The organism is Rheinheimera sp., from assembly GCF_036568245.1.
Classification (GTDB): domain Bacteria; phylum Pseudomonadota; class Gammaproteobacteria; order Enterobacterales; family Alteromonadaceae; genus Alishewanella.
In genome coordinates, this window is record NZ_DATCSY010000040.1 from 1 (window position 1) to 26,665 (window position 26,665).

General features: G+C 48.5%; 21 protein-coding genes and 1 pseudogene. 9 read left to right on the top strand and 13 right to left on the bottom strand.

Annotation, left to right across the window (positions count from 1 at the left end; all coding sequences use genetic code 11):
* The 4 genes from VIN66_RS01780 to VIN66_RS01795 all read right to left on the bottom strand — a co-directional run.
* Positions 1–450 (bottom strand): lysogenization protein HflD (locus VIN66_RS01780; RefSeq protein WP_331922397.1); only part of this gene is annotated, 450 nt, incomplete at its 3' end.
* A gap of 2 nt (positions 451–452) precedes the next feature.
* On the bottom strand, positions 453–1,565 hold the full coding sequence (gene mnmA, locus VIN66_RS01785; protein ID WP_331922398.1) for a tRNA 2-thiouridine(34) synthase MnmA: 1,113 nt from the start codon (positions 1,563–1,565) through the stop codon (positions 453–455).
* 70 nt (positions 1,566–1,635) lie between these two features.
* Positions 1,636–2,091, bottom strand: a complete 456-nt coding sequence (locus VIN66_RS01790; protein WP_331922399.1) for an NUDIX domain-containing protein — start codon at positions 2,089–2,091, stop codon at positions 1,636–1,638.
* 14 nt (positions 2,092–2,105) lie between these two features.
* Complete coding sequence (locus VIN66_RS01795; protein WP_331922400.1) at positions 2,106–2,702, bottom strand: pseudouridine synthase; 597 nt, start codon at positions 2,700–2,702, stop codon at positions 2,106–2,108.
* Between the two features lie 288 nt (positions 2,703–2,990).
* On the opposite strand from VIN66_RS01795, the gene VIN66_RS01800 reads away from it, so the two are divergent.
* A complete protein-coding gene (locus tag VIN66_RS01800; protein ID WP_331922401.1) occupies positions 2,991–5,219 on the top strand; it encodes an NADP-dependent isocitrate dehydrogenase in 2,229 nt (742 codons plus the stop codon).
* A gap of 94 nt (positions 5,220–5,313) precedes the next feature.
* Here VIN66_RS01800 and cspD read toward each other — a convergent pair whose 3' ends face one another.
* Entirely contained in the window at positions 5,314–5,532 is a 219-nt protein-coding gene (gene cspD / locus VIN66_RS01805) for a cold shock domain-containing protein CspD (protein ID WP_008218396.1), read from the bottom strand.
* Between the two features lie 189 nt (positions 5,533–5,721).
* On the opposite strand from cspD, the gene clpS reads away from it, so the two are divergent.
* Together clpS and clpA are read left to right on the top strand one after the other, a co-directional pair.
* Positions 5,722–6,042: an ATP-dependent Clp protease adapter ClpS gene (clpS, locus tag VIN66_RS01810; protein ID WP_331922402.1), complete on the top strand. Its 321-nt coding sequence runs from the start codon at positions 5,722–5,724 to the stop codon at positions 6,040–6,042.
* 54 nt (positions 6,043–6,096) lie between these two features.
* The gene (gene clpA / locus VIN66_RS01815) at positions 6,097–8,364 is read left to right on the top strand and encodes an ATP-dependent Clp protease ATP-binding subunit ClpA (protein ID WP_331922403.1); all 2,268 of its coding nucleotides are present in this window, start codon (positions 6,097–6,099) and stop codon (positions 8,362–8,364) included.
* Positions 8,365–8,430: 66 nt separating this feature from the next.
* Here clpA and infA read toward each other — a convergent pair whose 3' ends face one another.
* From infA to trxB, 4 genes are all read right to left on the bottom strand, one after another.
* Positions 8,431–8,649 (bottom strand): translation initiation factor IF-1, encoded by a 219-nt coding sequence (gene infA, locus VIN66_RS01820; RefSeq protein WP_008610216.1) that lies wholly within the window; start codon positions 8,647–8,649, stop codon positions 8,431–8,433.
* A 93-nt stretch (positions 8,650–8,742) separates the two neighbouring features.
* On the bottom strand, positions 8,743–9,444 hold the full coding sequence (locus VIN66_RS01825; RefSeq protein WP_331922404.1) for an arginyltransferase: 702 nt from the start codon (positions 9,442–9,444) through the stop codon (positions 8,743–8,745).
* Positions 9,437–10,159 carry a leucyl/phenylalanyl-tRNA--protein transferase gene (gene aat / locus VIN66_RS01830; RefSeq protein WP_331922405.1) on the bottom strand — a complete coding sequence of 241 codons (723 nt, stop codon included), beginning with the start codon at positions 10,157–10,159 and terminating at the stop codon, positions 9,437–9,439. Before aat ends, VIN66_RS01825 begins: the two co-directional genes overlap by 8 nt.
* 5 nt (positions 10,160–10,164) lie before the next feature.
* Complete coding sequence (gene trxB, locus VIN66_RS01835; protein WP_331922406.1) at positions 10,165–11,121, bottom strand: thioredoxin-disulfide reductase; 957 nt, start codon at positions 11,119–11,121, stop codon at positions 10,165–10,167.
* 126 nt (positions 11,122–11,247) lie between these two features.
* On the opposite strand from trxB, the gene VIN66_RS01840 reads away from it, so the two are divergent.
* Together VIN66_RS01840 and VIN66_RS01845 are read left to right on the top strand one after the other, a co-directional pair.
* Entirely contained in the window at positions 11,248–14,562 is a 3,315-nt protein-coding gene (locus tag VIN66_RS01840; RefSeq protein ID WP_331922407.1) for an ATP-binding protein, read from the top strand.
* A gap of 238 nt (positions 14,563–14,800) precedes the next feature.
* Complete coding sequence (locus tag VIN66_RS01845; protein ID WP_331922408.1) at positions 14,801–16,384, top strand: S8 family serine peptidase; 1,584 nt, start codon at positions 14,801–14,803, stop codon at positions 16,382–16,384.
* 29 nt (positions 16,385–16,413) lie between these two features.
* Here the strand turns inward: VIN66_RS01845 and trhA are convergent, their stop codons facing one another.
* Positions 16,414–17,055, bottom strand: a complete 642-nt coding sequence (gene trhA, locus VIN66_RS01850) for a PAQR family membrane homeostasis protein TrhA (protein WP_331922409.1) — start codon at positions 17,053–17,055, stop codon at positions 16,414–16,416.
* Between the two features lie 110 nt (positions 17,056–17,165).
* Here trhA and VIN66_RS01855 point away from each other — a divergent pair, with 110 nt between their 5' ends.
* Positions 17,166–18,425 (top strand): glycosyltransferase, encoded by a 1,260-nt coding sequence (locus VIN66_RS01855; protein ID WP_331922410.1) that lies wholly within the window; start codon positions 17,166–17,168, stop codon positions 18,423–18,425.
* A gap of 8 nt (positions 18,426–18,433) precedes the next feature.
* Here VIN66_RS01855 and VIN66_RS01860 read toward each other — a convergent pair whose 3' ends face one another.
* On the bottom strand, positions 18,434–18,790 hold the full coding sequence (locus tag VIN66_RS01860) for a hypothetical protein (RefSeq protein WP_331922411.1): 357 nt from the start codon (positions 18,788–18,790) through the stop codon (positions 18,434–18,436).
* Positions 18,791–18,927: 137 nt separating this feature from the next.
* Between VIN66_RS01860 and VIN66_RS01865 the strand changes: the two genes are divergently transcribed.
* On the top strand, positions 18,928–19,686 hold the full coding sequence (locus VIN66_RS01865) for a Nif3-like dinuclear metal center hexameric protein (protein ID WP_349257525.1): 759 nt from the start codon (positions 18,928–18,930) through the stop codon (positions 19,684–19,686).
* Positions 19,683–20,453: a methyltransferase domain-containing protein gene (locus VIN66_RS01870; protein WP_331922412.1), complete on the top strand. Its 771-nt coding sequence runs from the start codon at positions 19,683–19,685 to the stop codon at positions 20,451–20,453. The genes VIN66_RS01865 and VIN66_RS01870 overlap by 4 nt, the downstream gene beginning before the upstream one ends.
* Here the strand turns inward: VIN66_RS01870 and VIN66_RS01875 are convergent.
* Both VIN66_RS01875 and VIN66_RS01880 read right to left on the bottom strand, forming a co-directional pair.
* Complete coding sequence (locus VIN66_RS01875) at positions 20,450–24,220, bottom strand: translocation/assembly module TamB domain-containing protein (RefSeq protein ID WP_331922413.1); 3,771 nt, start codon at positions 24,218–24,220, stop codon at positions 20,450–20,452. The genes VIN66_RS01870 and VIN66_RS01875 overlap by 4 nt on opposite strands.
* A complete protein-coding gene (locus VIN66_RS01880) occupies positions 24,217–25,854 on the bottom strand; it encodes an autotransporter assembly complex family protein (protein ID WP_331922414.1) in 1,638 nt (545 codons plus the stop codon). Before VIN66_RS01880 ends, VIN66_RS01875 begins: the two co-directional genes overlap by 4 nt.
* 301 nt (positions 25,855–26,155) lie before the next feature.
* On the opposite strand from VIN66_RS01880, the pseudogene VIN66_RS01885 reads away from it, so the two are divergent.
* A pseudogene (locus VIN66_RS01885) lies at positions 26,156–26,665 on the top strand (beta-ketoacyl-ACP synthase III); the annotation flags it as partial.

Sequence of the window (26,665 nt, forward strand, 5' to 3'; positions counted from 1 at the left end):
ATATATCTGGATCCGACTGCCAAGGCTGCTGATACAGGTCGAATAGATGTCTGCCAGACTTGCCAGCATATTGTCGTCGGTAACAGCAAAGTGTTGCAGCTGGCGTTGCAGATGCTGCAGTTTGTCTCCAAGCTGCTTTAAATTAGCCGGGCTTTTATGCAATCGCCGCTCCAGTGCCAACACGCCTACTATATAACGGGTAAGTTCAACATCTTTCTGTGGTTTGTCACCGAGTTGATCGACGATCAGTTTTAAGCCAGTAGCCAGATTAACCTCATTGTCACCATATATAGACAGCGGCTGTTCTGCATCAATGACTGCTACACTGTTTAACATGATATTTAATGCGGCTTTATCCTGCTCAGTGCTGCGGGCGACCTGTTGTACCAGCTTTAACGCCTGGCATAAGCCCGCCAGTGCAATAATTTGTGTCGATAGAGATTCTTGCATAATCAGTTCAATGCCACGTCGATAATTCCACCACCAAGGCAGACTTCATCCAGATAAAATACTGCAGATTGCCCCGGGGTTACCGCTTTTTGCGGTGTATCAAAAATCACTTCAACACTATTATCTGCGTTGAGATGTAATGTGCAGGGTATGTCTGTCTGACGGTAGCGGGTTTTAACCGAGCAGCGCAAAGTGGTTTGAGGTCCAACTCTGTCAGTCCAATGTAACTGATTGGCTATGAGGCCACGCGATAGCAAACTCGGATGGTCATGACCCTGTGCCACGATGAGCTGGTTATCGGTCAGATTTTTACCGACAACGTACCAGGGCTCGTCACCGCCATCACGCAACCCGCCAATGCCAAGGCCTTTGCGCTGGCCGAGAGTGTGGTACATCAGGCCTTCATGGCGGCCAATAATGTCGCCGTCTACCGTGACGATATCTCCCGGCTGCGCAGGCAAATATTGTTGTAAAAAGTCTTTAAACTTGCGCTCGCCGATAAAACAGATGCCGGTACTGTCTTTTTTATCATGGGTAATAAGGCCTTGCTGCTCTGCAATCGCGCGTACAGCTGGCTTTTCCAGCTCGCCCACCGGGAACAGTGTTTGGGCAACGTGTTCTTCGCCAATGGTGTACAGGAAATAACTTTGATCTTTATTATTGTCCAAGCCACGCAGCAGCTGCCAGTGCCCCTCTTGGTAACGGCGGCGGACATAATGCCCGGTCGCGATGTAATCTGCACCCAGTGCTTCTGCTGCGAATTCAAGAAATGCTTTAAACTTGATTTCTTTATTGCACATAATATCCGGGTTAGGAGTACGGCCTGCTTTGTACTCTGCCAGAAAATATTCAAATACATTGTCCCAGTATTCTGCGGCGAAATTTACTTTGTGTAACACTATGCCAAGTTTGTCACAGACCGCCTGAGCATCACGCATGTCTTCAGCTGCGGCGCAATACTCGTCGTTGTCATCTTCTTCCCAGTTTTTCATAAAAAGGCCTTCAACCTGATATCCCTGTTGTAATAACAGGTAGGCTGAAACTGACGAATCAACACCACCGGACATACCGACGATGACTTTTTTACTGCTGTTGGCAGACAGATTATCTGGCATAACACCCGCGCTTTAGAAGGAGCAAAAAATCAAGGCGCGGATTATACATCAAATTTGTTTACTGCGCATGTTATCGCGTTGGTTGGATTAGTGTTAGCGGTATCCGCACGCCCTGGCGGTAAGCTGCTATTGCATCACTTACAAGCTGACTGCGCAGTGGCAGTGTTGTGGCAGATAACTGATGGCTATCGTACCAGTGAAGGGCCAGAATATCGCTGTCCTGCGGCTGATAGTGAGCGGGGAGTTTGTCTGGCTCAAATATAAAATTCAGTCTGACATAACGATGACCGTTGGAGGCCTTTAGCTGTGAGATACCTAACCATGCGCTGGGCTCGAGCCGCAATCCGGTTTCCTCATACAGTTCTCGTTTTACTGCGCTGAGCAAGTCTTCGTCCTGCTCTACATGGCCGGCAGGTTGATTCAATACCCTCTGGCCAGTTTGTTTATCAATTTCTTCAACCAGTAAAAATTTCTGCTCAAAGTGTACTATTGCGGCTACTGTTAAGTGCAACTGTTCCCGGCTCATTTGTATGTATATCCTTATGCCAGTGGGTGAACCTGATATTGCCCGGGACGCAGGTCGCCCAGTGCCCAATTACCGATTTTTACCCGGATCAGCCGCAAAGTAGGGTAACCAACGGCTGCTGTCATCCGTCTTACCTGACGGTTACGGCCTTCTGTTATAGTCAGACTGATCCAACTGGTCGGGATATCCACACGCTGCCTGATCGGTGGGGTACGCGGCCAGATATCCGGGTCAGTAAGGCATTCGGCTTGAGCCGGCAGTGTCATGCCATCTTTTAGTTCAACACCCTGTATTAGTTGCGCAAGAGCCGCATCGCTTATCAGACCCTCTACCTGCACCCAGTATGTTTTTGCCATCTTATGTTTGGGGTCGCTTATCAGATGTTGTGTTTTGCCACAGTTGGTCAGTAGGAGTAAACCTTCGCTATCCCGGTCAAGTCTGCCTGCCGCGTAGACCTCGGGTATAGGCAGGTAATCGGCTAAGGTAGCGCGTGCCGGAGTGCTGTTATCGGTAAACTGACACAATACATCGTAGGGTTTATTGAACAACACTATGGTTGGATTGTCGACCTTGGTCGCATTGCGTTTTTTCGCATATGGATTATTTTGCACTTTCTGTCTGCTCTTTGCAGGTTTTGCTGTCTTTTTGTCTTTGAAATTCATAGCATCGGGTCATATTTCGAGCTGTTAAGCCAGGTTAAAAGGTCGGCCTGAAAAGACGTTATTTACCGTAACGCATGCAACACGCTGGAGCAGGCAGCTGCCTATTTTATTGAATGTCATGCTGCTATACTACCGCCGCTTTGCAACAAATGCGTTTAAAACATCAACATCGCCCGGATGAAGGTGCGAACTGGCCTGTTGAAGCCAGCTGATCGCGAACACATTACAGGAACTAACATGTCAAAAGATATTGCAAAAATCATTTATACCGAAACCGATGAAGCGCCAGCGCTGGCTACTTATTCCTTATTGCCTATCGTTCAGGCTTTTTCAGCCGCTGCTGGCATAGCAGTTGAAACACGTGACATATCGCTCTCTGGTCGGATTATTGCTAATTTCCCCGAATTTTTAACTGCAGAGCAGCGTATCGCTGATGCACTGGCTGAACTGGGTGAAATGGCCAATCGTCCTGATGCAAACATTATTAAGTTACCCAATATCAGCGCATCTATTCCACAGTTAAAAGCGGCGATTAAAGAACTGCAACAACAAGGCTATGCGCTGCCGGATTACCCGGCTGAACCAAAAGATGATAAAGAGCGCGATATCAAAGCACGCTACGATAAGATTAAAGGCAGTGCAGTCAACCCGGTACTGCGTGAAGGTAACTCAGATCGCCGCGCGCCGGCATCTGTTAAGCAATATGCGAAGAAGAATCCTCACAGCATGGGAGCCTGGTCTGCCAGTTCTAAATCCCATGTTGCGCATATGCACAGCGGTGACTTTTATGGCAGTGAACAGTCGGCAACCTTTGCTGGTAAAGACAACCTCAAAATTCAGCATCTGGCTACTGATGGAACAGTAAAAGTTCTTAAAGACAAAGTTGCAGTGTTAGAAGGTGAAGTTGTTGATGCCGCCACCATGAGTAAAAAAGCGTTGCGCGCGTTTTATCAGCATGAAATAGCCGAAGCTAAGCAGCAAGATGTATTACTGTCTCTGCATTTAAAAGCGACGATGATGAAAGTGTCTGACCCTATTATGTTTGGCCATGCAGTGCTGGAGTTTTTCCAGCCGGTATTTGAAAAACATGCAGCGTTGTTTGCTGAACTGGGTGTTGATGTTAACAATGGCGCCGGTGATATGTTTGCCAAAGTAGCGACATTACCGCAAGCTAAACAGGACGCAGTTCTGGCAGATATCAAAGCATGTTATGCAGCACAACCTGCTCTTGCGATGGTCAATTCTGACAAAGGTATCACTAACCTGCACGTGCCAAGCGACGTTATTATTGATGCGTCTATGCCGGCCATGATCAGAAGTTCAGGCCAGATGTGGGGTCCTGATGGCAAGTTAAAAGATACCAAGGCGATGATCCCTGATCGCTGCTATGCCGGTGTGTATCAGGAAACAATCGACTTCTGTAAGAAAAATGGTGCTTTTGATCCGCGCACTATGGGCTCAGTGCCTAACGTTGGTTTAATGGCTCAAAAAGCAGAAGAGTACGGCTCACACGACAAAACCTTCGAAATCGCTGCGGATGGCAAAGTTCAGGTTCTGAACAGCAAGGGCGAAGTGGTATTTGAGCATGTGGTAGAGCAGGGTGATATCTGGCGTATGTGTCAGGTTAAAGATGCACCAATCCGTGACTGGGTAAAACTGGCTGTTAACCGTGCGCGCTTAAGTGATACACCCGCGGTATTCTGGCTGGACAGCGCCCGGGCACATGATTCACAGCTGATTACTAAAGTTCAAGCGTACTTAAAAGAGCACGATACTGACGGACTGGATATTCAGATCCTTTCCCCGGTTGAGGCTACCCGCTTATCGCTGCAACGGATGAAGCAAGGTCAGGATACTATATCGGTCACCGGTAACGTACTGCGTGATTATCTGACCGATTTATTCCCCATTCTGGAGCTGGGTACCAGTGCGAAGATGTTGTCTATCGTACCACTGATGAACGGTGGTGGTTTATTTGAAACCGGGGCCGGTGGTTCTGCACCAAAACACGTCGAACAATTTATTGAAGAAAATTACCTGCGCTGGGATTCACTCGGCGAATTTCTGGCTCTTGCTGCATCACTAGAGCATTTAAGTCAGGTAACCGGTAATGACAAAGCGAAAGTGCTTGCAGATGCACTGGATGCAGCCACTGCGAAGTTTCTGGATAACGATAAATCACCGCGCCGTAAGCTGGGCGAACTTGATAACCGCGGTAGCCATTTTTATCTGGCACTGTATTGGGCTGAAGCCTTAGCTGCTCAGACTAGCAATACAGAATTACAAGCCCGCTTTGCGAAACTGTCAGCTGTGCTGCAGCAGCAGGAAAGCACGATCGTTTCTGAGCTGAATGGCGCTCAGGGTAAGGCTGTCGACATCGGCGGTTACTACCGTCCGAATCCTGAACTGGCGTCCAAAGCGATGCGTCCAAGCCACACCTTTAACCAGGCATTGGCCAACGCTTAACTAAGACACACCATAAAGAAAAAGCAGGCTATGTGCCTGCTTTTTTGCCGTCGTTCCTGGTAACACTAAGCCTGCATTACGCTCAGCGAATATTTTACTCTGTCAAATCACCTGGCACTTTAATATTCACAGCGTGTAAGCCTTTGGGGCCTTCAGACAAGTCAAATTCCACATCTTGTCCGGCTTTTAGCGTACGGTAGCCATCCATGCTAATGGTTGAATAATGAGCAAAGATATCTTCATCACGGCCATCTTCACGAATAAATCCAAATCCTTTGGCATTATTGAACCATTTTACTTTACCGGTAGCCATACAACTTACTTCCTTCTCTAAGTTAGCTAAATTCTGTATTCTAGTCTCAATAGCGGGATTGTTGTTGATCCCAACAACTAATGTAGATAATTTGAGCAGACAGTCAAGTTATTTGCAAAATTAAACCAAAATTTTACCAATAATTAACTTTTAACCCTTTGATGGAATACACAGGCGTGGCTATAGTTTATGAGCGGCAATAAAGATAGTAACGAACAGTACAGTGATTTAGAAGAGTTAACGCGACAACGGGTAGCTCCACCTCCGATGTATAAAGTGGTACTGCACAACGATGACTATACACCGATGGATTTTGTCATCGATGTTTTAAGCCGTTTCTTTAACATGCAGTACGAGCAGGCAACGGAAATAATGTTAAAAGTGCATTATGAAGGAAAGGGGATTTGTGGAATTTTTACAGCAGAAATAGCAGAGACTAAGGTGCAACAGGTGATGCAGTATGCAAAAGAACACCAACACCCACTGCTATGCACTATGGAACGCGCATAAGGTAAGCCTTTGCATGATTCTGGTGTCGTTACTCAGGTGGATTAGGAGTGGTATATGTTAAATAAAGATCTTGAGTTAACTCTGAATTTGGCTTTCAGGTTTGCGCGTGAACGCCGTCATGAATACATGACGGTAGAGCATTTATTATTAGCGCTGCTGGATAACCCAGCAGCAGGTGAAGCATTGCGCTCTTGCGGTGCAAATATTGAGAAGTTGCGTCAGGAGCTTTCCAGTTTTATTGACTCTACTACGCCCGTATTGCCGGAAGGTGAGATGGAGCGCGATACTCAGCCTACACTTGGTTTTCAGCGTGTACTGCAACGGGCCGTATTTCATGTGCAGTCGTCAGGTAAAGCCGAAGTAACGGGGGCAAATGTGCTGGTCGCTATTTTTAGTGAACAGGAATCTCAGGCTGTTTATTTGCTGAAAAAAATTGATATTACCCGTCTTGATGTCGTTAATTTTATATCTCACGGTGTGACCAAAACCGAGAAGCTGGAGCAGCATGACGAGCATGTACAGGAAGATGGTACTGAACAGGTAACAGATGACAGCAAATACCTGGAGAACTTTACCGCCAACCTTAATCTGCAAGCTAAAAATGGCCAGATTGACCCTTTGATTGGCCGTGAGCATGAGGTTGAGAGGGCTATACAGGTATTGTGCCGGCGCAAAAAGAATAACCCTCTGTTAGTGGGCGAGGCCGGCGTTGGGAAAACAGCGATTGCCGAGGGTCTGGCTTATCGCATTGTGCACAAAGAGGTGCCTGAGGTTATTGCGGATGCAACGATTTACTCCCTGGATATGGGTGCTTTACTGGCGGGAACTAAGTATCGTGGAGATTTCGAGAAGCGGCTGAAATCTTTACTTAAAGAGTTAGAGCGTGAGAAAGACGCTATTTTGTTTATCGATGAAATACACACTGTAATAGGCGCTGGAGCAGCGTCGGGTGGCGTCATGGATGCTAGCAACCTGATAAAGCCGCTGCTATCCAGCGGGCGTTTACGCTGTATGGGGTCTACCACTTACCAGGAATTTAAGAGCATTTTCGAAAAAGATACTGCTTTAGTGAGGCGTTTTCAGAAAATAGATGTGGCAGAGCCCAGCGTAGACGACACTACCCGCATACTGCTGGGATTAAAAGAGCGCTATGAGCAGCACCATAATGTTCGTTATACACAGAAGGCTATTCGTGCTGCTGCTGAATTATCTGCCAAGTACATCAATGAGCGGCATTTACCGGACAAAGCCATCGATGTTATTGATGAAGCCGGAGCCAGTCAGCGATTACTGCCATCTTCCAAGCGTCGCAAAATTATTAACGTGCCGGAGATAGAACATGTAATTGCCAAAATGGCCAGGATCCCGGAAAAGTCTGTGTCTGCTTCCGACAAGGATGTGCTGGCAAACCTTGACCGGAATCTGAAACTGGTTGTGTTTGGCCAGGATGAGCCAATAGAGGTATTGACAGCAGCCATCCGGTTGTCGCGTTCAGGTCTTGGTAACGAAGAGAAGCCGATAGGCAATTTCTTGTTTGCAGGTCCGACTGGCGTGGGTAAAACAGAAGTGACCAAACAACTGGCGAAAGCTTTGGGTGTAGAGCTGCTGCGTTTTGATATGTCCGAATATATGGAACGCCATGCGATCAGCCGCTTAATTGGTGCGCCGCCGGGTTATGTTGGTTTTGAGCAGGGCGGATTATTGACCGATGCTGTGTCTAAACATCCGTACTCAGTGGTTTTATTGGATGAAATAGAAAAAGCTCACAGCGACATCTATAACATTCTGTTGCAGGTTATGGATCATGGCACCCTGACGGATAATAATGGCCGCAAAATAGATTTTCGTAATGTAGTACTTGTTATGACAACAAATGCTGGTGTGCAGGAGACGATTCGTAAATCAATCGGCTTCAAACAGCAGGACCATAGCCATGATGCGTTATCGGAAATAAACCGCACCTTCAGCCCTGAATTCAGAAACCGGCTTGACGGCATTATCTGGTTCAAACACCTGGAATCTGACATCATTCTGCAGATCGTCGACAAGTTTATCTGTGATCTGCAAGTGCAGCTGGATAAAAAGCAAGTGTCGATGGAGCTAAGCAGCGCAGCGCGGCAGTGGCTGGCTGAGAAAGGCTATGATCATGCGATGGGGGCACGCCCAATGGCCCGGGTGATCCAGGAGCAACTGAAGAAACCACTGGCTAATGAAATACTATTTGGGCGCCTGCTACATGGCGGTGATGTCAAAGTAGAACTGGTGAATGATCAATTGCAATTTGATTATCACACTCAGGCTGAGGCTGCATTGACAGACTAACAGGCCGTTATAAAAGCATTAAACCCGGCAGTTAGCCGGGTTTAGCGTCAGACCTTAAAGCATTATTTAGCGCTGACGGAACACGATACGGCCTTTTGTTAAGTCGTATGGTGTTAGCTCTACGGTTACCTTATCGCCGGTTAAAATACGGATATAGTTTTTACGCATTTTACCTGAAATATGAGCGATAACGACATGGCCGTTTTCCAGTTCAACTTTGAACATGGTATTTGGCAGGGTATCCAAAATGGTACCTTGCATTTCAATTACGTCTTCCTTCGCCATTCAGCGTACTTGCCTCTTAAAATTGGGTGAACCATAAAAAACTGCGCAGATTGTGCCGAAATCATCAGCATAAGTAAAGCGACAAGCGCTTTTTTAGCCAAATGAGCACCATTCTCCGTTGATAAAACGTTGTTGTGGCAAAAAAGCAGCCTTATACGCCATTTTCTGGCAGCTATCAATTTGATACCCGAGATACAGCCATTGCTTGTTATCGCGGGCAGTGCACTGCAACAGATACAGAATGGCCAGTATGCCCGGAGAGAATCCTGCTGCACTATGATGGAAAAATGTGTAAACAGCAGAGTAAGCGTCACTTGTTTCGTCAACAACCGTTACGGCAACCAGTTGTTGTTGGTAGTACTGCTCCAGAAAGCGCACCTTTAACCACGAACAGTGCGTCATTGTGTCTAATTGATCTCTGGAAGGAGGGTACATACTGCCATCATTATGTTTGTGATTAATGTAATCAGAGAACAATGGAAAATAATCAACGGATGGTGTGTCAGTCAGTTGGTAGTGCCATGCGTTGTAGTCGGCTCTGTTGAGTATACGACGTTGGCTACGGCTGTATTTAGCGGTGACAGGGTGAATACGGACTGACTGACAGGCTCTGCACGCTTTACAATAAGGCGTGTAAACCTGCTCACCGCTGCGGCGAAAATTCAGTTGCAGCAACTGTTGATATAAAACGGCATCGACTGGCTGCTGCGGCAGCAAAAATACCAGTTGTTCCTGTTGTTGTGGCAGATAGTTGCACTGTGCTTCAGCTGTAAGACCAAACTTTAGTTCATGCATCAGCGATATCCTGCGCGATGCTGCGTGCTTGCCAGTGTGAGGTGGCGACCGTTTTATGTCTTAATTGCTGTAACAAGCCGATATATTCTTCGCGGGGAATGGACTGCACCCCCATCTGCTGCAGAAATGGGTTTGGCAGCTGACAATCTATCCAGCCTTCAGCCACTGTTTTTAAATGGTGCTGCAGCACGACCAAAGCAATTTTTGCTGTATCGGGTAACAGGTTAAACATTGACTCGCCGCAAAACAGCTGACCAATCATTACACCATACAAACCGCCAACCAGCTTTTCCTGTTGCCAGACTTCAATGCTATGCGCATAGCCCAGATGATGCAGTTGCAAATAGGCCTGCTGCATTTGTGGTACAACCCAGGTTTCTGGTTGCTTTGCTCTCGGTGCGGCGCAGTGTTTTGTCACGGCAGCAAAGGCGGTATTCACGCTGAAATGCAGCTTGTGGCGCCTTATCTGTTTTTTCAGTGTGCGGCTTAATGTTAGCGTATCCGGTGGAAAAACTGCACGGACAGATGGGCTCCACCACAGCAGCGGATCGCCTTCACTAAACCAGGGGAAAACACCAGTTGAATAAGCACTGACAAGGCGGGCGGTCGATAAGTCTCCGCCCATTGCCAACAAACCATCCGGCTCAGTCAGCGCATGATGCAACTCAGGAAAGCTGACATCATGCGCATCTAACTCTGGCAGGTATATGGTCAAAATGGTTACTTGTTTAAAGCGTCCAGATAACGTTCAGCGTCAAGTGCGGCCATACAGCCTGTCCCTGCTGACGTAATAGCCTGGCGATATATATGGTCTGACACATCTCCGGCTGCAAACACGCCGGGAATGCTGGTTTGGGTGGCGTTACCTTCAGTTCCGCTGTGAACTTTAAGGTAACCACCGTTCATATCCAACTGGCCTTTAAAGATATCGGTATTAGGTTGATGGCCTATCGCAATGAATACGCCTTGCAGCGCAAGTTGCTCTTCGGCTTCACCTTTGGTTGATTTAAGGCGAACACCGGTAACGCCCATATCGTCGCCTAATACTTCATCTAACTCGCGGTGTGTGTGCAGCACGATGTTGCCGCTTGCTACTTTCGCCATCAGGCGGTCTACCAGTATTTTTTCTGCTTTAAAGCTGTCGCGACGATGAACCAGATGCACTTCTGCAGCAATATTGGATAAATACAGCGCTTCTTCTACTGCGGTATTACCACCACCGACAACCGCGACTTTCTGGTTGCGGTAGAAAAATCCGTCACAGGTGGCACAGGCAGAAACACCCCGGCCACTGTATGCCTGCTCAGACGGCAAACCGAGATACTTTGCGGAAGCTCCGGTACAAATAATCAAGGCATCGCAGGTGTAGGTACCATTATCACCTGTTAGCGTGAAGGGTTTTTGCTTTAGATCTACCGTGTGAATATGATCAAACACAATTTCGGTATTAAATGTTTCAGCATGTTCACGCATGCGCTCCATCAATGCCGGCCCAGTTAACCCATGAGCATCACCCGGCCAGTTCTCGACTTCAGTTGTGGTTGTCAACTGACCGCCTTGCTGCATACCTGTGATCAGTACTGGATTAAGATTAGCGCGGGCAGCATAAACGGCCGCAGTATAACCAGCCGGGCCTGAACCTAGAATAAGCAGGCGGCTGTGTTTAGCATCAGACATGAATTTCTCCGAAAACAACTTAATTAAACCGGGTAATGGCGACGATTCTAAAAGAATGCAACCCTAAGCGAAAGTGTCGCGGTATATTTAATACCGTTGCCGCTGTAAAGCGATAATGGCTATGCTATGGTTAGGCTGCTGCGCACGGTCAGATATTATTCATTCCCAACGACTTTTTATGACGAGGTTGTTTTGCATTACCTGAAGATAAGGACAATTTTCACGGTACGCTTTATTCTTTTACTGGTATTTTGCGCCAGTGTCAGTGCTGAAGAACGTTTCAACCGATTGGGTGTTGATGATGGTCTGCCTAATGCCACCATCTACAGTGTGCAACAGGATAAAGCCGGATACTTATGGCTGGGCTCGACTAATTCGGGTTTACTGCGCTTTGATGGCTATCGCTTCGACGAGTTTCAGGTTTTAACTGCACAAGAGCTGCAGCAGCATCAGACTCCTGATGTTGGCGTTGTGCTTATCGATAAGAAAGACAATATCTGGGCAGGTACCTGGGGGCTGGGGTTGTCCAGGCTGGATGCCCGCACACAAACATTACATCGCTTTAGTGAAGTGCAGGGGCTGGCAGGTAACCAGATCCAGGCACTGATGCTGGATTCAAAGCAGCGGCTTTGGGTCGGCACTACATCGGGCCTAAGCCGCATTAACACTGATGACAGTATTGTTAATGTGGGAGGTGAGACCGAAGCGGTATCACTTGCTGACCAACGTATCTGGAGTCTGGCGCAGACGGGAGATGGCACCGTTTGGATTGGAACGTCAGCCGGTCTGCACAGTTGGCGCGAAGACCGTGGTTTAAGTAAGGTTGCCCAGTTGGTGACTGATGCAGATAGCCTGAGCAGAAAAAATGAAATCAGGGCCCTGGCTGTTTTGCAGGATCAACTGTGGGTTGGCAGCCGGCAAGGTTTATTTCGTTATGTGCCTGAAGAACAGCGCTTTATTCCCCAGCCTCTTGCTCAGGCAGAACCGCTTGTTAATGTGTTATTTGCCGATGACGAAGAGCATCAGTTACTGATAGGCAGCTACAACGGTTTGCACAGGTTAACGCCGGGCGCAGTTACTGTCTCTGATACTGAACAGCACCTGTCACATGTTAATGTAAGAAGCATAATGCGGGACCGCTCAGGCGTATTGTGGCTTGGCTCACGCGAGAGTGGACTGTATCGTAATGTTGTATCCAGCGAGGCATTTTCCGATATAGCCAGCATTTCTGCTGAGCTGTCTGAGCAAGAACCGTTCTCTGTTACAGCAATTTTAAAGCAACAGAACACACTTTGGCTGGGTAGTACTGATGCTCTTTATCACATACAGCTCAGCGATGGGCAGTTTACACGGCTGGCTCTTAACACCAGGGTGAATGCAATAGCGGCCGACAGTGGTGGGCTGGTTTATATTGCAACAGATGCTGGTTTGTATCGTTTTACTGACGACGGTATAGAAAAAGTAGACATGCCTTTTGATCTGACGAACGTATCAAACCGCAATGTACGTGATTTATATATCGATGCAAAAGACACTTTGTATCTCGGGATGTGGGGAGAAGGTGTTATCGCGTGGCAACCGGCAGAAAACCGGGTTCAGCATTGGTTAGCAGAATTAGCGGAAACCTCGGTTGGTAACGCTGTACAGCAAGTGTTTGTTGGTACCGATCGCCAGCTATGGGTCGCTACCCGTTACAGTGGCTTGTTTCAGATTGATCTGCCAAGCGGAAAAATACAGCAATACACTACTGCAACAAGCTCGGCAATAACGCTGGAACACAATAATGTGCAATGTGTCAGTGAACAGGCTGGCATACTGGCGATATGCAGCAGAGACGGCTTGATTCTATATAACCGGACAACGGCAGAGCAAAAATTGCTTGGGCGTGAAGAGGGATTGCCGTCGGAGATTATCCTGGGTGTTGTGCAGCGCCAGCAGCAGTTGTGGGTAATGACGGCTAAAGGCCTTGCACACAGGTCATCTGAGCAGCAACGTTTCTCTAACTATAATAGCAGGGACGGGATGGCTAGCACTGAATTGAACACCAAGGCTGTGTACGCGGAAGACGGGCAGTTATTTTTCGGCTCTATGGGCGGGCTGGTTGTGGTTGACCCGCAATTACTAAAAGGCAATGCATTCATACCCGACCCGACGTTATCTGCAGTGGTTATTGATCACCAGGAATTGTTGTTAAAACCACATGGCCAGCCGTGGCGGCTGATTAAACTATTGCCGGATAATCATACCGTTAACTTCGAGTTCAGCGCTTTGGATTATCAGGATCCGCAGCGCAATCAGTTCCACTATAAACTGCAAGGCATTAATTCAGAATGGGTACTTGCAGGGGCCCGCAACAGTGCGTTTTATGCAAACTTGCCGGTTGGCAGTTACCCGCTCTGGTTAAAAGCATCTAACAATCATGGCGTGTTCAGTGAGCCTCGTGTTGTGGCTACTTTGCAGATTTTGCCGCGCTGGTGGCAACAGAAGTGGGTACAGTACTGTGCAATTGCGGCAGTGAGTTTGTTGTTATGGCTGATGCATGTCTACCGTATGAGGCATATCAGGCAGGTGAACCGGCTGTTGCAATCAGCGGTAGATAGCAAAGCTAAAGCACAACTGGTTTTAGAAACACGGGTGGCTGAGCGCACCCGGGCTTTGGAAGAAAGCTCCGTCACACTGTCTCTGCGCACGAAGCAGTTGGAACGTAGTCTGGATGAACAGGCACGCACGAATAGAGAATTAAAGCGGTTAGATAAACTTAAAGACGACTTTATTGCTACGGTAAGTCATGAACTGAGGACTCCGCTAACCGCCATTCGCGGAGCTGTGGGCCTGCTGGCACAAAACGTTGTGACGCCGGACAATCCGGTGTATGCCGAGATGCTGCATACTGCTCAGGCTAATAGTGAAAGGCTGGCGCATCTTATTAATGACTTACTGGATCTGCAGAAATTTGCCGCCGGCACTTTTAAACTCAGTATTAATAAACTGGATGTACTTGAGCTGGCTCATCAGGCGGTACAGGTGATGCAACCTTATGCCAAGCAGTTTAAGGTAGAGCTGACTCTTGATGCTGTCAGTCCCGGTAGTTACAGCGTCAATGCAGATGCATTACGGCTGCGCCAGGTTATTGATAATCTTGTTTCAAATGCAATTAAGTTTTCACCAGAAGGCGCTATGGTTATTGTCCGTTTAAGCACCACAGACACAGACGTGCTGCTTGAGGTGGAGGATCATGGCTGTGGTATTCCTGCGTTGTTTCAGTCGCACATATTTGAAAAATTCTCCCAGGCAGACAGTTCAGACAGCAGGACGCGAGAGGGGACTGGGCTGGGGTTGGCTATTTGCAAAAAAATTATTGAAAACCATCACGGCGATATTGGTTTTACCTCAGCTGTCGGGCAGGGCACGACTTTCTGGTTCAGATTACAACGAGCCTGACCAGCGTCGATGCGTGCATTAACACTGGTAATTTTTCGTTACTTCAATCCTATCTTGTACCTGAAAAAACTATTTTGTTTCTGATAGTTATATATAGCTATCAGCTTTTGACAATCTCATACATTTGTAACTAATTTATAATATATTTGTAATGGATGTATGCTCTGCAGTTGGTTATTTTTTCCGCGCCAGGATGCGTCATGTACAACAGGGACCTACATAATTAACCAAGGGTACTATGATGAAAAAAAAGACTACTACAAAGATGCTGACAGCTCTGTCGGCGGGTTGTTTTGCGTTAAGCCTTACTTCAGTTGCGGTTGCGGCAGGAATACAAAAAACAGAACCAGCACAGAATTTATCTGCGTTGTCTGATGAAACAACCAACCGTTACATTATTAAATATAAAGATCAGGTTGCCTTATCTGCAGATAGCAGCACAACCAGCACTGCCACTTTTTCTGTTGCCAGGGCACAGCAAGCACTACAAAAAGCCAACGTTACCGCTTTATCTCATCTTGATTTTATCAACGCCAGTGTGGCGGAGTTGACGCCTAAACAGCGTAAAGCGCTGGAAAGCGATCCTACAGTAGCGTATGTAGAGGAAGATTCTAAACGCTATATCATGGATGTTATTACACCGATGGCACAAACAACACCTTATGGTATTTCCATGGTACAGGCGAACCAGGTAAGCGACGGTAGTGCCGGCAATACTAAGGTATGTGTAATTGATACAGGTTATGACTACGACCATGAAGATCTGCAAAGCTCCGGCGTGACGGGCTATGCGTTTTCAGGTCATGGCAACTGGTACTCGGATGGTAACGGTCACGGTACACATGTGGCGGGTACTATGGTTGCCCTGAACAACAGTACCGGTGTTGTTGGCGTTATTGGCTCAGGTCAGGCGGGTGTTCATATCGTTAAGATTTTTAATGATAGTGGTAACTGGACCACGGCATCTAATTTAATTACCGCGATTCAGTCGTGCAAAGATGCCGGTGCTAAAGTGGTGAATATGAGCCTGGGTGGTGGTTCTTCTAACCAGACAGAAAACAACGCCATGACCAATTTTTACAACGGCGGCATGCTGTTGGTTGCCGCTGCGGGTAATGATGGCAATACCAGCTTCTCATATCCTGCATCATACAATTCAGTGGTTTCAGTTGCGGCAGTAAACTCAAGCGGCTCTTTAGCCAGCTTCTCGCAGCGCAATTCGCAGGTTGAATTGTCAGGCCCGGGTGTCAGTGTTAACTCTACCTGGAATAACGGCGGCTATAACAGTATCAGCGGCACCTCTATGGCCTCACCGCATGTAGCAGGTGTTGCAGCTTTGGTATGGAGCAACCATCCTCAGTGTACGCCGGCGCAAATCCGCAGTGCGTTAAATGCTACAGCTGAAGACCGTGGCTCAGCAGGCCGTGACACTTCATACGGCTGGGGTATCGTTAAAGCTAAAGCTGCCCATGATTACCTGACCAACAATGGTTGTGACGGCTCTGGCGGTGGTGGTACACCTCCGGGCGGTGGTGCATCCTTCCCTAATCTGTCAGCAACTACCGGCCAATGGCTAAGAGGCAGCTACCAGATCCCGTCAGGCGTATCGTCGGTGACATTCCAGATCTCAGGTGGCACAGGTGATGCTGATTTATACGTCCGTTATGGCAGCCAACCAAGTACTACTGCTTATGATTGCCGGCCATATCAGGATGGTAATAACGAGGTGTGTACTATTAATAATCCGCAATCGGGAACATGGCATGTGGGAATTCGTGCTTATTCCGCATTCAGTGGTGTAACGTTCAGTTATCAGTACTAAAAGATGAGGCCGGCTTTGTCCGGCCTTTTTTATTTACTAAGCACGTAAAAATACACTGCCAGAAAGTGGCATACGCTGCCTGCCAGCACAAACAGGTGCCAGATAGCATGGTGCAGGAATAATCGTTTCCAGATGTAAAAAATCACACCGAAAGAGTAACTTAGCCCGCCTGCGAGTAATAGTAATAAACCACCGGTTGCCACGTTATTTAACATAGGTTGAATGGCTACAATAACCAGCCAGCCCATGCCTAAATATAATGCCAGCGATAATTTTTTATACTTCAATTTGGTTGCCAGTTCGATAAATACCCCTGCCAAAGCAATTGTCCAAATCAGCGTAAATAACGGCAAGCCCCAGTTATCACGTAAGTTAATCAGCGTAAATGGCGTATAAGTGCCGGCAATGAGAATAAATATGGCCGCGTGATCCAACTGCCGAAGTTTATGTTTTATAGCAACATGGGAAACCGCGTGATAAAGCGTCGAGCTGCTGTACAACAGGATCAGGCTGCAGCCGTATACGATACTGCTGATAAAATACCAGTTGTCATCACTAACGACTGCCAGTTGTAACATCAGGATAAGGCCGACAACACTGAGGATGGCACCTATACCGTGACTTAAGGCATGACAAAGCTCTTCGAGCGGTGAGTAGGGAGTCGTAGTCATTATCATTCCGTTAGCGTCGCTATAGCGGTTATCTTAGCATGGCAAGCTTAATTACCAAGCTGTCACTGCAGACAATTAGTCGTTAGAATGCGCTTTTTTGCGGAGGTGATATGTCGTCATCCAAGCAGCCATTGCTTATCATTGTTGGTTATGTCTGGCCTGAACCAAACTCATCTGCAGCAGGTTATCGTATGTTGAGTTTAATCCAGCTGTTTATTGAGCAGGGCTGGCAGGTCATATTCGCCAGCGCAGCAGAGTTTAGCCCACACCGGTTTATGTTAAGTACTATAGGCGTGAGCGAGCACGAGATCAGTCTGAATGACAGCAGCTTTGACGAGTGGATTTCAGAGCTGGCACCCGACGCTGTGATGTTCGACCGCTTTATGCTGGAAGAACAGTTTGGCTGGCGGGTGGAGCAGGCATGTCCCGCTGCTATACGTATTTTGGATATGGAGGACTGTCATGCACTGCGTGATGCGCGTCTGCGCAGTTTTCAACGCGGTGTTACTGTAGATGTCCAGGCGCTGAATTCTGAACTTGCAGTGCGTGAAATTGCCGCAATTTACCGCTGTGACCTGACATTTGTTATCTCGGAGTATGAAATACAGTTACTGCAGCAGCATTATGCCGTACCGGCCAATTTGCTCTGCTACTGCCCGTTTTTATTGTCAGACACCCAGCCTGGCACTTCGCCGGATTTTAATCAGCGTCAGCATTTTATTACCATTGGCAACTTTCGCCATGCGCCGAATTGGCAGGCGGTGTTGTGGCTGCAGCAAGATATCTGGCCAAGGATCCGGCAGGCATTACCTGAAGCAGAGCTGCATATTTATGGTGCTTATCCGCCGCCTAAAGCAACAGCGTTGCATAACCCCAGACAGGGTTTTCTGCTCAAAGGCTGGGCGGACGATGTCGCTGAGGTTATGCAGCAAGCCAGAGTGTGCCTGGCACCCTTAGCTTATGGGGCAGGATTAAAAGGAAAACTGCTGGATGCCATGCGCTTTGGTACACCCAGTGTGACAACGGATATTGGTGCCGAAGGGATGATGGCAGATAATGGTTGGCCGGGCTTAATCGCCAATAGCAGCGAAGCTATTGCACAGGCGGCGCTGGCTTTATATCAGCAACCTGAACTTTGGCTGCAGGCACAGCAATCTGGTTTTGCTACGCTTGAGGTTAAGTTCAGCCAGGCACGGCATATGGCAAGAATATGGCAGCAGCTGAGTAGTATTAAGCAGCATTTAACGCAGCACCGGCAGCATAACTTCACCGGATTAATGCTAAAACATCATGCTTTTCGCAGCACTAAATTTATGGGGCAATGGATTGAGGCAAAAACGCGTCTGGCTGCCTTAACACAGCCAGACTGAGCGTTTTATCAGCGGCTGCCTCTTGGTGGGCGCTGACCCGCACCAATCCGCTGGTTCCAAAGTGCTGTAGCTGATTGGCCATCGCCAGATGCGGCTTTTTTGGTTTTCTTCGCAGGTTTAGCAGCAGGTTTTTCGGCCGCTTTTGCCGGCGCTTTAGGCGCAGCAGCTTTTTTCTCTGCGGCAGGTTTTGCTTTGGCGGCACTGTAGCTGGCGCCCAGTTCTGCTAATTCTGCCAGACGGATATTTTTACCGCCGTCTACGCTGAACCAGCCTGGTTTTTGCTCCAGTTGTGGTGCCTTGCCAAAAGCGGCTTTATAGGCTGCTGTAAAATCGGCAACAACCTGATCTTTATCCAATTTAGTCATACGGATCCTTAACAGACATTATTTGTGCATGTAGCTCGCTATTTATACAACATTTTGCCTTGATTAGACAAATATGCTTGTTTTTTTATCTGTTGCAGTACAATAAGCGCCGATACAGTTAACAGGAATTCAGAACAATGATTGAGCGCACGCAGTTAGTCAGTTTTCTTAATGCAGAGCTGCAGAGTGATAAAATTCGTGACTATTGCCCGAATGGGTTGCAGGTCGAAGGTAACAACACTGTTAGTAAAATCGTTACCGGTGTAACAGCCAGCCAGGCTTTGCTCGACGCAGCAGTTGCAGCGGGGGCTGATACCGTGTTGGTGCATCATGGGTATTTCTGGAAAAACGAATCGCCACAGATAACCGGTATCAAAAAAGCGCGACTGCAAACGTTACTACGTAATGATATCAATCTGCTGGCTTATCACTTACCACTGGATGTTCATCCCAGGTTTGGCAACAATGCCCGTCTGGGGGCATTGCTGGGCGCTGATAATATTTCGGCAGTAACGTCAACTGAACCACTTGGGGTTCTGATGCAAGGGCAGTTAGCGCAGAGTGTTGCACTGGCAGATATCGCGGCAAGATTAAAACAAGCGCTCGGTCGTGATTTGCTGGTACATGATGCTGGTATCGGCAATGTTAACGGGTTGGCCTGGTGCACCGGCGGTGGTCAGGGATACATTGAGCAGGCAGCTGAAGCCGGCGCACAGTTATTTATCAGTGGTGAAGTTTCAGAGCAGACCATTCATTTATCACGGGAGTTGGGTATTCACTTTATCGCTGCAGGGCATCACGCGACAGAGCGCTATGGTGTCAAAGCGCTGGGTGAATATATCGCCAGCCAGTTTGATGTAGACGTACAATTCATTGATATTGATAACCCGGCATGAAAATAAAAGCAGATCGCAGTTTTGACGGCATAGCGACAAAATTTCAGCGCAATATTTACAGCAGTACTAAAGGCAAATTGCGCCAGTCTGTGCTGCTGCGTGATCTGGCTGAATTAGATATTTTACGCCAGCCGACCAGGATACTGGATGTCGGGGCGGGGCAGGGACAACTGGCGCTGGCGCTGGCAGCGCAGGGGCACAGTGTGCACCTGACCGATATTTCAGGTGAGATGTTGCAGCTTGCACAGCAGCAAGCTCAGCAGCAACAGCTGGACAACGTCAGTTTTGAACAGACCGGCCTGGCCGAACTTGCCATCTCACATCAGCAGCGTTATCCACTGATATTGTGCCATGCCATGCTGGAGTGGCTGGCCGAGCCGGAGCTGGCAATTGCGCAGCTAAAACGGTTACTGCTGCCGGGTGGGATATTGTCGTTAATGTTCTATAACAAAGACGCCAAACGTTTTGGCAATATTTTGTTTGGTAATTTTGATTATGTTACTGCTGATTTTCAGGTAAAAAAGAAAGTGAGTCTGAACCCTCAGCAGCCGTTAGTACCGGCAGATGTAGCACAGTGGTGCCAGCAAGCCGGTTTTACTCTGCTGCAAAAAACAGGTGTTCGCTGTTTTCATGACTATCTGCGCGACAGAGCGTTGCAACAAAGCCATTTTGACCAGTTACTGGCGCTTGAACTGCAATATAACCGCACGGAGCCTTATGCGTCACTTGGGCGGTATCAGCACCTGCTACTTAGGGCTGATACTTAGTCAAACTCAAATTTGTATAGCAGATCTACCGCGTTATCCAGTCCGGACACGGCTTCCAGATACAAGCGGCGCATCAGGCGGTAACGTAGCGTAAATTCGCCAACTGCATTGAAGATACCGTAACCGTACTTTAATTGCAGATCACGTGACAGGTAGCCACTGACTGTCACCTGAGAATTATCGCCACTCCCTGCGGTATCCAGTGTCAGGTCCTGTAAACCGAAGGCTTCACCGATTTCGCCAATCGCTTTGCTGCTTGATGCCAGTGTCATGCCCAGTAAGCTGGTGGTTACCGCATTACCGGTGTTGCCGCCACCGCTGTCCAGGTCACGGCCCATGATCAGATAGGACAACGCGTTAGCCTGAGCTTTTGCCGGTTCAGAGAAAATACTGACATTCGGCTCGTCCGCGGGGCCTGTTACGCGGATCCCGGCGATAACATCGTCTTCCATATTGTCAGGATTGCGTATCGCTTCGATATTCAAAAATGGCTGATTGGCGGGGCCATTGAAATTCATTTTACCTTTGCGGATCAGTAAGTCCTGGCCATAAGCGCGGAAAGTACCATCTTGCAGACTGACATCGCCATTTAGCAGCAGGGGGCGTCCGGGCTGTTGACGCACCCGCAGTTTGCCGTTTAGCAGTGTTTTCAGGCCAAAAGCGGATAACCGCACCCGGTTACCTAACACAACATTGATATCCGTTTCAAAGGCAAACACTGATTTTTCCTGCAGAGGAACCGGCTGCAGTTTTTTATCCAGTAATACTAAGTCATCAGACAGCTCGACTGCATTTTGTGGCAGGTTGTCGATGTTGATATTGGCCCGGGGGATTGTTACGGTGCCGCTTAAACGGGTCAGTGCCGGAGTCGCTTTAAGTATCAGATCCGGCGCTACCGACAGGCGCGCTTGGGGCACCTGAAGCCGCAGTTCATCGCCGCTAATGTTAACCTGGGCCTGCCAATCAGAAAGCTGCTGCCAGCTGGCTTCACCTGACAGCTTTATTTCACCTTTTGCGGTAGTAACTAGCCCCTGCAGCCTGGCCTGCTGGCCAGACAATGTCAGTGTGATATCTGCATCGTCTATATCCACGGGGGCCTGTTTGCCTTTTACTCTGACCCCACTGATATCGACCTGACCATTCAATAATGGCTGATCCAGGCTGCCGGCAAGCTCAAGCTCGCTGGAAAGCTCTCCCTTAAGTTCGCTGAACTCGCCCAGTAATGGCTGCAAGACATTTAAGGCAAAGCGGGTCAGCCTGACGTTACCTGCAAGTTGCCGGTTATCCGTTTGCAGTTGCGTAATATTGGTTGTCGCATCCAATCTGGTTTCATCACTTAGCACCAGGGTTAAACTGCTTTGCAAAGTGTCATCAGACAGCTTGCTGCTAAGGTTAAGTTGCTGCCAGGTCATTGTGAGCGGCTGTTCAGTTTGCTGTGTCAGCTCACCGTTATCACTGCTTATGCTCAACGTGGCCTGAGGCCGTTGTCCTTGCTGCCAGTTCGCGTTCAGCCGGGCATTCGCGATACCGGATAGTCGAAGTTGATTAGGCATCAGCGGTGTCAGGGTGGCTAAATCAAACTGCTCAATGTGCAAAGCGGCGATAAGCTTGTTGCTGCTAAACTGCAGAGGCTCGCTTAGACAAATACTGCTGGCCTGTTGCTGCCAGCAGTGCGCGGCCATTTTGAACTGGTTGGCAGCCGGTTTAAACTGCAAATCTACACTTTGGCGCAACTGCCAGCTGCCGAGCAGGCTGCTCAATTGTGCTTTTTGTAATTGTCCCTGCCACAGCTGTCGCTGCTGCGACAGAGCTCCGCTCAGTTGCAGTTCTGCCTGATGCTGCTTACTGTCGAGTGTCAATGTCAGTTGGTGCTGTTGTTCATTACCAGCAAGATTAATCTGTACTTTTTGCAGTTGCTGCTTCTGGTAAACCGCGTTGCTAGCTTCAAGTCCAATACGGGTATTGAGTACCTGATTAGTATCCAGCCAAACCGCAAAGCTGGCCGTCAGCTGCTCAAGGCGCAGATCCTGCCAGCGCAGCTTAGTCGCACTGATATCGCCGTTAAGTTCAGGTTGCTTTTGCGAGCCTGTGATGCGAAATTCACCTTTCATGCTGCCTTTAGCGCCGGGCACTGATTGTGCCAAAGCAGGAATATCTGCCGTTAATGTCAGGTCCCAGTCTTGTTGCAGTGAGCCTTTAACTGACAGCGAATTATCTGCGTGCTGAATGTTCAGGCCATCGGTGCTGAGCCGGTAATCACCATCGCCGGTTTGGTCTGCCAGCTTTAGCGCGCCATTAAGTTCCAGCGCGTAATCGCGCAAAGTTCCCTGCAGCGCCATTTCAGAGATATCAACCCGCCAGCCTTGATCTGCAGTCACCTGGCCATGGTGTTGCAGCGCGCCGTTTAGCTTACCGCTGTACTCGGACCAGAAAGTACCTGGCTGAATATCGTGCAGTTTTACCTGACCATGCCAGTTAAAGCTGTCGTGCCAGTTCAGTGTGGCATTTAGTGCCAGCTGGCCACCAAGTGTATCCAGCAGCAAATGTTCCAGTGTCGCGCCGTTCAGACCAATACTGCCACTGAATTCAGCGGCAGCATCTGGCATATCCTTGGCTTTGATACTGCTGCGGCCACTGAAATGGCTGTGTTGCAAATCACCTTTTAAGGTCAGACTGCTGCGAGACAGACGAAGCTGTGGCTGCTCTGCCGCCGCAGGCCATTGCAGTTGTTCGCTTTGTAGCTGTAATTGGTGTGGTAGAGTTTGCTGTAACAGATCCGCTGCTGCACTAAGTGATGCTGTCAGCGGGCCTGATGCGTCAGCCTGTAACTGCAGAGCAGATAAATCGCCTGACACGTCTAACTGCAGTTGTTGTCCGTTAAGCTCGCCGTTTGTCAGTTGCATCTGCAAAGTGGCCTGCAACGGATATGAATGCTCTGTAGTGAGTTTTGCGCTGCCATGCACATTTAGCTGTGAATGGTTAATCTCCAGCTGCAACACTTCAAGTTGCTGTTGTTGCCATTGCAGTGAGAAATGCAATGCTTTTAACTGTTGCACACCCGCTTGCTGTTGCAGTGTAAAATCAGTCAGTTTAAACCGGTCAACAAACAGGCTAAGTGGCAAGCTGAAATTGGTAAGCTCTGGTGGTTGATAGCTAAAGGCAGATTCGGCGGCCGACGTGCTATTGTCATTGTTATCCGGCATCAGCAGGGTTACCTGCTGCCAGCTCGGCTCGTTTAGTTGCACTTTACTGCCCCAGGCCTCTATACCTGTACTAAAACGTTCCCATTCCAGCTTTGTGCCGGCAATAATCAGGGTACTGTTGTTAATTGCCAACTGGCTAACCGTTAGCGGGAAAGGCAGCCAGATTGCAGCCATGTTGCTATTTTCTGTTTCACTTTCAGCGGTATTGGCCTGAGACAACTCAAGTGTTACGCCTTGCAATTGCAGTTTGTCAACGCAGACACTCAGGTTAAACAGACAGCTGTTGTTAACCTGCAGTTCTGCCTGCTCAACGCTAAGCTCAATAGTGTCCTGCTGATAGTAAATACCGCGCAACTGCGTGCCACCCAGCACGGTACCTTCACTGTGTTCTATCTGTAAGCCAGGGACTGATTTTTGTGCCAACCACAAGGTCAGGTGCAGTCCGGATGTGGTGTAGAGCAAGATAACAGTCACCAGCACCAGGCAAAGTGCAGGTAGCAATAATGTCCAGTTCAACCATTTCAGGCTGTGTTTAGCGATCCTTTTGCTGCGGTGCCAGCTCATAGTTCAGGCCCCAATGAAAAATGCAGCTGGAAACCGCTACCGCCACCAAGTTGATCTAAACCAAAGGCAAAGTCGAGACGTACCGGGCCTACCGGTGATGCCCAGCGCACACCTGCTCCGACGCCTTGTACCCAGTCAGGCGTATCGTCCCAGGCGCTGCCGTAGTCGGTGAAGGTTGCCAGCCACCAGTTGCCACTCAGACGATACTGATATTCAAGCGAGCCGGTTAGCATGTAGCGCCCACCGGTAAGCTCTCCTTCATCATTGCGGGGGCTGACGGTTTCATAGCTGTAACCGCGTATACTATTGTCGCCGCCAGCAAAGAACCGCAAAGAAGGCGGCAGACTTCGCAGTGTTTCCATCAAAATAGCGCCGCCATCTACCCGGGTTACAAAGCGGTGATTGTCTCCGGCGCTACCGATCCAGCCGGCCCTGCCACGCAGTCTGACAAAGCTTGCATCAGAGCCCCAGGCTTCATCCGATACTTCAACTCTTAGTGATAAGCGGTTAGCCGAGTAGGGCATGGAGCCGCCTTTTTGTTTGGTGCGGTTATAGCTGACCCCCGGCATAATCAGGCTGATGTTGTCGCTCTGATCTGCCTGCACGAAATCTTCATACAGCCAGCGCACCGACACCGTGCGGTACCACTCACTGCTTAGCAGCCAGTAGCGCTCGAGCAATAAATTTGATTCACGGCTGGCGGTGTCTTCATTGTCACGGTTACGAAAACCAAGCTGCACCTGATAAAAGTCAGTTGCTGCGGTCGTGAGCGGTAATTTATATGCAGCTTCTATACTTTGTTCAATTTCGGATATCGCCATATCCGAGCGCAAACTGTGGCCAGCTTTATTCAGCCAGGGTTTGTGCCAATTCAGCTTCAACCTCGGGCCGACATCTGTCGAGTAACCGATACCGGTTTCGATAATATTGCGCCTTTCTGGCTCAAGATTAACTTCAATCGGCAGGTGATACTGCTTGATATTCTCCACGTCGCCTTCAACCAGTATTGAGCTGAACCAACCACTGGCCGCCAGCGTCTGGTTTAGTTCGCCGAGCTTATTAACGTGGTAGTCATCTTCTGGGGCAAACGGCAGCATTGAATGAAGCCGCTCGGTTTCTATCTGATTGCCGTGGAAGCGGACTTCGCCAAACTTATAGCGTGTACCGCTATCAAAGTGCAGATGAATGAAAGCCTGATATAAATCTGCCGCAACTTCAAGCCGGGTTTCCGTATAGCGTGCATCAAAATAGCCCTTGCGCAGCGCCAGATTGCGCAGCGCCTGTTTAAAGCCATCATAATGGCCCTGATGCAGCACTTTTCCGACGGCGGGGGCCTGCTGTTGCTGCAGCGCCAGAAAATCTTCATCTGCTGCGGCATCACCGAGCAGCTGAATATCCGCGGTTTCGATTCTGACCGGTTCACCCGCGTTAACATGTAACGTAATGTTATGCGGCTGCTCAGCTGAGGCTTCTATCTGAATTTCGCTGTGGTAATAGCCCAAAGCTTCAAGGGCGGTGCGTACTTCACGTTCGAGTTCAGAGTGAAAGCTCAGGCCCGGTATGGCGTCATCTTCCTGAAACTTTTGCAAGTAAATGTCTACGTTGTCTTTTAAGGCACCTTTAATCCCGGTCACCTGCAACTTTAGCTGCGATTGCGCGCAAAGCATAAAACTTGTTGTTAACAAGGCAAACAGTGCCAAGCTGTATAGCAGCCGGGGGATAGACATGAGTAATGCAGTGTCCTGACAAAACGAAACGAGAAAATAAGAAACCAGCCCTATTATGGCTCAGACCGTATGCCACTGTACACCGGCCTGCATAAATCGGCCCTGAACAGCAGATGACGGCAGACGCATTTATATCGCTGTGGAAATTCAGTTATACTGGCCACATTAAACAGATGGTGACAAAACCACTGCAGGACAAGGCAAAAAAATGAAAAATGTTGTGATAAGCGGTTCAGGTCTGTTTACGCCTGAAGAAACAATCAGCAATGAAGAGCTGGTGGCCAGCTATAACCAGTATGTAGACAACTTTAATACTGAGCATGCCGATGCGATAGATGCAGGTACTGTGGATAAGCTTGAACATTCAAGCTGCGAGTTCATTGAAAAAGCATCGGGGATAAAATCCAGACATGTGCTGTATAAAACAGGCATTTTAGACCCTGCCATTATGCGTCCTGTGTTTGAACGCAGATCGGAAGAGCAGATACCTGAAATGGTTGAAATGGCACTCATTGCCGCCCGCGAGGCAATGGCGCAGGCAGGTAAAACCGCTGCAGATATAGATTTAATTATTTGCGCGGCGTCGAATATGCAGCGGCCTTACCCGGCACTATCTATTGAATTGCAACATCATTTGGGTGCGCACGGCTATGCTTTTGATATGAACGTTGCCTGCTCATCTGCGACGTTTGCTGTTAGCAATGCCGTAAATGCAATC